This window comes from Dyella sp. 01N36 (assembly GCF_056399745.1).
Map to the genome: position 1 here is coordinate 1 of NZ_JBFTRY010000202.1, position 5,858 is coordinate 5,858.

Annotated in this window: 5 protein-coding genes; all 5 read right to left on the reverse strand. The window is 58.7% G+C overall.

Going from position 1 to position 5,858, the window contains the following annotated elements; translation table 11 throughout:
- On the reverse strand, positions 1 to 231 hold a 231-nt coding region (locus AC1DMG_RS18970), incomplete at its 3' end, for an NAD-dependent epimerase/dehydratase family protein (protein ID WP_477180906.1).
- Positions 224 to 1,333 carry a GDP-mannose 4,6-dehydratase gene (gene gmd, locus AC1DMG_RS18975; protein WP_477177968.1) on the reverse strand — a complete coding sequence of 370 codons (1,110 nt, stop codon included), beginning with the start codon at positions 1,331 to 1,333 and terminating at the stop codon, positions 224 to 226. The genes gmd and AC1DMG_RS18970, both read right to left, overlap by 8 nt.
- An 87-nt stretch (positions 1,334 to 1,420) precedes the next feature.
- Entirely contained in the window at positions 1,421 to 3,478 is a 2,058-nt protein-coding gene (locus AC1DMG_RS18980) for a tetratricopeptide repeat protein (protein ID WP_477177969.1), read from the reverse strand.
- Positions 3,479 to 3,604: 126 nt separating this feature from the next.
- Positions 3,605 to 5,533 carry a hypothetical protein gene (locus tag AC1DMG_RS18985; protein ID WP_477180907.1) on the reverse strand — a complete coding sequence of 643 codons (1,929 nt, stop codon included), beginning with the start codon at positions 5,531 to 5,533 and terminating at the stop codon, positions 3,605 to 3,607.
- Positions 5,534 to 5,697: 164 nt separating this feature from the next.
- Positions 5,698 to 5,838 (reverse strand): pilin, encoded by a 141-nt coding sequence (locus AC1DMG_RS18990; RefSeq protein WP_477180908.1) that lies wholly within the window; start codon positions 5,836 to 5,838, stop codon positions 5,698 to 5,700.
- Positions 5,839 to 5,858: the final 20 nt, after the last annotated feature.

Genomic DNA, 5,858 nt, shown 5'->3' on the forward strand with positions numbered 1-5,858 from the left:
GGCATGAATGCCTCCCACCTTGGCGGCAGCTAGGAAGACGTATTCGGGCTTTTCGCGCTCAAAAAAACGCTCGACTTGTTCCTGCTGAGTCAGATCGACTTCAGCATGCGTTCTCAGCAATAGATGGTCCGCGCCCTCTGCCAGCAGGTGCCGCACGATCGCCGAGCCCACCAGGCCGCGATGGCCAGCAACGTAGATTCTGGCGTGAGTGTCCATGATTGCCTCACTCATGACGTTCTGCCGATACAAACCCGGCATGTTTGACCAGAAGATCTCGCTTGGCGAGGTCCAAGTCCACGTGCATCATCTCTTGGACAAGCGACTCAAACCCAATTTTCGGCTGCCAGCCCAGCTTTTGCCTGGACTTTGTTGGATCACCGAGCAGCGTGTCGACCTCTGCGGGACGGAAATAGCGCGGGTCGATGGCAACGATCTGTTGACCCGGGTGCACGACGGAATCGGCTGGCGCCGACGAAACGATGCCGCGCTCGTTCGCGCCGTTTCCGACCCAGTCAATCTGGATCCCGACCGAGCCCGCTGCTTTGTCAATAAACTCGCGGACCGAGTGCTGAACTCCCGTGGCAATCACGAAGTCTTCAGCCTGCTCCTGTTGAAGCATGAGCCATTGCGCTTCTACATAGTCTCGAGCATGCCCCCAGTCGCGCCGGGCATCGAGGTTACCCAGATAGAGGCATTCTTGCAGGCCAAGATGGATGCGCGAGATCGCACGGGTGATCTTGCGAGTAACGAATGTCTCCCCGCGCAATGGCGACTCGTGATTGAACAGRATGCCRTTRCAGGCATACATGCCATACGCTTCACGGTAGTTCACCGTGATCCAATAGGCGTAGAGTTTTGCTACGCCATAGGGTGAGCGCGGATGAAATGGGGTCGATTCCCTCTGCGGCGTTTCTTGAACCAGGCCGTAGAGTTCGGACGTCGACGCCTGATAGAACCTGGTCTTTTGCTCGAGCCCTAGGATGCGTATGGCTTCCAGCATGCGTAGCGTGCCCAGCCCGTCAGCATTCGCCGTGTATTCGGGGGTCTCGAAGGAAACTTGGACGTGGCTTTGAGCGCCGAGGTTGTAAATCTCGTCGGGTTGCACCTGCTGAATGATGCGAATCAAGTTGGTCGCATCCGTCAGATCGCCATAGTGCAAAAAGAACCGACGATGTTCGTCGTGCGGGTCTTGGTAAAGATGATCAATTCGATCAGTGTTGAATGACGACGCACGGCGCTTGATTCCGTGGACCTCATAGCCCTTGGCGAGCAGAAGCTCGGCAAGATAGGCGCCGTCCTGACCAGTGATTCCCGATATAAGAGCCCGTTTCATTGGCGATATTTGCAATTCGTAGGAGGGGACATAATACGGCTTTTGATGCACGGGGAGCGTGGCGTACCTTGTGCGGCGATATAGAGCTCAGTTGCTATGCGCGTGCTGCACTTCGCTCTTCTGCTTTGCCGCAATACGTGCATTTAGGGTGGCAATACCCTCATCCATGTGGCCAGCAAGATTGAATGTCTGAAGGCCGATCAATGCTTGTTGGGCCTCATCAAGGCGCCCAGCATCGGTCAGCATRCGAACCAGGGTGATGCGGTACGCCGGTTCCTTTGGATTGGCGCTGACGGCATCTTGCAGCATCAGCACGGCAAGGTTGTGGTCGGCCAACACTTCCCAGGCGTACATGCCGTACATGTTCAGCAACCTTGCACTCGGATTGGGATGGGACAGGGCGGCCAGATAGGCATCCAGCATGCGCTGCTTGGGTAGGTCGCATTCCCCGTTGGTTTGGCAGGAGCTCAACTCTTCGAGCGAACTTTCATCCTGAACCGTGGACTTTCTTGCCTTGAGTTTGGCAATCATGCTGTCCCACCAACGGTCCTCCAGTGGAGCGTGCATGCGTGCATTCATGAAGATCAGCGCTTGCTGGGGAAGGATGGACGATTCGGGTAGGGCTGCGGCCTTCTCCAAAGCGTCGTAAGCCAAGTTCCTATACGGCGAGGCGGGGTCATAGTTCGAGTAGATGATGTAGGTGCGACCAAGTTCATACATGGCGCGAGGGGAGTCAGGAGCACGTGACGCAAATTCGCGTGCTTGTCTCAAGGTGTCGCCCCAGGCAAACGCGGTGACAAAGGTGAGTGTCAACCAGCAGAGCACCAACCCGCCGAACAAGACATAGCGTGGCAAGCCGAGCGGTAGCGTTGCTGGAGAACCTTTCGTGTTGTTGGAGCCTTGTAGCTTTTTTGCGGTTGGCGCGGTCAGTACGGGGACGAGGGCCAGCATGACTCCGAAGCTGGCGAAGTAGTTTCGATGTTCGTAGACCAGTTCCAGTGGAAGAATGGTGCCGGTCAGGAGGTGGCCGCTGAGGAACCACAGGATGCCCAATGCGGCCAGAGGAAAACGTGCGCGCGTGCGCGCGGCCAACCCGAGCAGTGCCAGGAGCGCCAGCATGCTGGCGAGCGTCGTCCATGGTGTAAGCAAACCGGTCGAGATGCGGTACTGGTCGTGATAGAACGACAGTGCCTGCGGCGTAGGAACCAACGTCCATATCAAATAGGACATGACCACGCGTGCTTCCGTCAGGAGGCGCGTGCCAAGTGTGAAATCACGCGTCGCCCACGTGGCCGGGTTGAGAAGGCCAGGCAGCAACCAGGCAACTCCAATTGCGGCCGGCAACAGCAACGTCACCGCGAATAGGGCTCCTACGCGCCAGTCGTAGCGATTCTGTGCCTCTTGGCGCTCTTCAGGGTGGTTTGCCCGGGTTGTTGGTGCAAACAGCGCCCACTCGGCGCATAGCGCATACAAGGGAAGCATCACCGCCGTCTCTTTTGCGAGCAGGCCGATGATGGTCGGCACGGTGAGGCTGAGGCAACAAAGTAAGAAGCCTCGCCACCGGCGGCCAAAGGCAGCCGGGTCCAGCATCGATATCCTGCCCGCGCTATAGCCGATCAAGCCAAGCAAGACGAACAGGTTTGCCAGACTCTCCTCGCGTTGGACAACGTATAGGACTGCGGTGAGGTTGATGGGCAGAATCATCCACGCGCCGGTAACACAGGCCGCGGTGAGATTGGCGCGTTCAAGGAAGCTCTGGTGAATGGTTGCCGCAGCCCGAAGTACCAACATGCGCGTCAGCGCAAATACCAGCACCCCATTTAGCAAATGAATGGCTAGGTTGGTGGCCTTCCAGCTCCACGCGCTCATGCCAGTCATCGCGTAGTTGGCGACGAAACTGAGCGATGCCAGCGGTCTCTTGAATTCGCTGGCGGGTGCCGATAGTGCGGCGTTGACCAGTGTTCGGAAATCGAATTTGCTGGGCTGTACGGCGTGATTGTTGACGATGTTGGGAAAATCATCGAACAGCCAGCCGCCTGTGAGGCCTGGCCAGTAGATGATCACAGTGAGCAGAAGAGCCAAGGCAAGAAGGACATAGCCGTGCTGGCGGTAGCGGATAGTGGGTGACATTGCTTGATTGACCACGTGCTCATCCGTTGGAGGGCAATGAATGCCCAGTAGTGCATCAATTATGGATGAGGGGCAATCGTCCCGCATCTGGGAGCCTTGAAGTACCCATGTACCAGAAACCAGGCCGGCGCCATTGGCCGTTTATTTCACATGCTGGATGTCGACGATGGCTTGCTCATTGATGGCCTTGTCGTTGACCAGTAGCCGTCTCAGCAGGGGCAGCCGGTGGGTGTCGGTTTCGCGCAACACATCGATGGCCTGGGTGCGTAACCCTGCACTGACCAGGTATTTCGCCTGCAGCCGGGGGATATTGGCGTCGGGGTCGACTCGATAGACGGCATCCAGCTCACTGATGGCCATATTCAGGTCGCCATGTTGCACAGCCCAAAGATGCTTCTGGTAGTGGAGAAATCCGTTGGAGACGTTGTTGTCGCGATACGCGGCGTTGCTCAGCAGGGTATCGGCACTGTTGTTCCAGCGGGCGTCGTCCAGGACCGGGCACTGCCGGCTCGCGGCCAATTCGCGCAAAGTGTCCATGTTCTCAAAAGCGGCGCRGTCAAAGGGGGCCGAGCGCAACACATGGTCCAGTTCGTCGATGTCGCTGGCGCCCAGGGTGCCCATTTTGCAAAGCAGATAGATGCGGTTGGCCGCCAGGCCGGCATTTTTTGGGTGACGCATCTGCGTTGCGGAAACAATGCTCATGGCTTGATCCAGGTGTCCGCTTTGCGTCAGACGGTCTGCCAGATAGATCTGGGCGCGGGCGGAGTCCGGTTGCGCTTGGGCCCATGCGGTAGCCAGCACGTTTTCCGATGCATAGACGCGCGCGCTGAGGGTGGTGGCAAGGCAGCAGGCGAGCAGCCATGTGCCGTAGGCTAGTTGAGCGAGTTTGCGTTGCGCGGCCACGTGAAGCCGTGTCATGCCGATGCCGATTGCCATCATTACGCCGATCAATGGCACGTAGTTGCGATGTTCAAAATACAGTTCCAGCATCACCGTGGAGCTTTCGATCAGCTGTCCGGCGAAGTACCAAAGTATCGCCAGAGCTAGCAGCGGACGGCGTCTCATCGAGGCAAATCCGATCACCAGAACCGCGACCAGCAGCGTGATGCAAAGCGCTGTGCTGAGCGGCGCCATCAGGCTATGGGAGACGACAAAGTCGTCGTGATAGAGCCCGTAGACGCCGAAACGCGGCAGGAAGGTATTGCCGATATAACTGAGCAGTACGCGCGGCTCGGTGAGCAAGCGCTCGCCTAGCGTGAAGTCGTGGGAGCCCGACAGGCCCCAGGCGCTGTAACCCGCACGTACCAGATAGCCCAGCACAAAAAGCGTGACGGGCCATATCAAGAGGCGTCGGAGCGATTGCAATGAACGGGGCAGTCTGCCCGCCGCCGTGCGGAGCACGGTGGCATCCAGGGCCAGCGCGTAAATGGGCAGGAGAATGCCGTTTTCCTTGCATAGGAAGCTCAGCGCTGTGCAGAGGCCTAGGCCAGTCGCGATCCAGGTTGCACGACGCAGCTCGGCCATATCCACGCGCAAGACGCCACGCAGGTAGGCGAGCAAGCCCAGCAGAGTGAATAGAGCCATCAGTACTGTCATGCGCTGGACAACCAGCACCACGCCAGATAGCGCCATGGGATTCAGCAGCCACGCTGCCGTGGCTAGGAGAGCGGCAAGTTCATGAGTGCCCGGACGAATTGGCGCGCCCCCCTCCCGGACGATGGACTGCGACAAGCGTTTCGTCAGCAAGAACACCAGGTAGCCGCAGCCGAGGTGTAGCCCGAGGTTCACCAACTTGAACGGGAACGGCGCGTTAGGCCAGTCCTGCTTCTGAAGCAGAAAACTCAACATCGCCAGCGGACGCCCGGGAAAGTCCCGCGGTTGCGATAGATAGATACCCAGGTCGCGCCAGCTCGATACGTGGTCGATGCTGGTCAACGCGCCAAGATTGGGGAAATCATCAAATAGAAACGGCCCACGTAGCGCTGGCCAGTAGAGTGCTGCGCCAACGGCCAGCACGACAACTAGCCATAGCCACGCGCGTGTGATTGTAGGTTGAGCGATCGAGGACATGTGGCCAGTGCGGTGTGTGGTCGTTTGGCGGCGGGAGGCGAGACGCATTTATCTAGCCGGTGCCCGCATCATGGCCGGTTGGCCATGCCTATGGCAGATAAAAAAGACCCCTCCGAGGGAGGGGTCTCTGAACAGCGAACCAGCGCACTGGTTGTCGCGGGATATTAGTTGCCCGCGGTGGAGGTGCAGACCTGCGGCAGGTAGCGACCCTTGATGGTGCCAGTCGTGCAAGTCCAAGCGACGGCGCCGCCGCTGGAGATATCGCCGGCAACGGCGACGGTGTGGGTGGCCAACGGAGCGGACACCGAGCCGGTGCCCTTGAAGG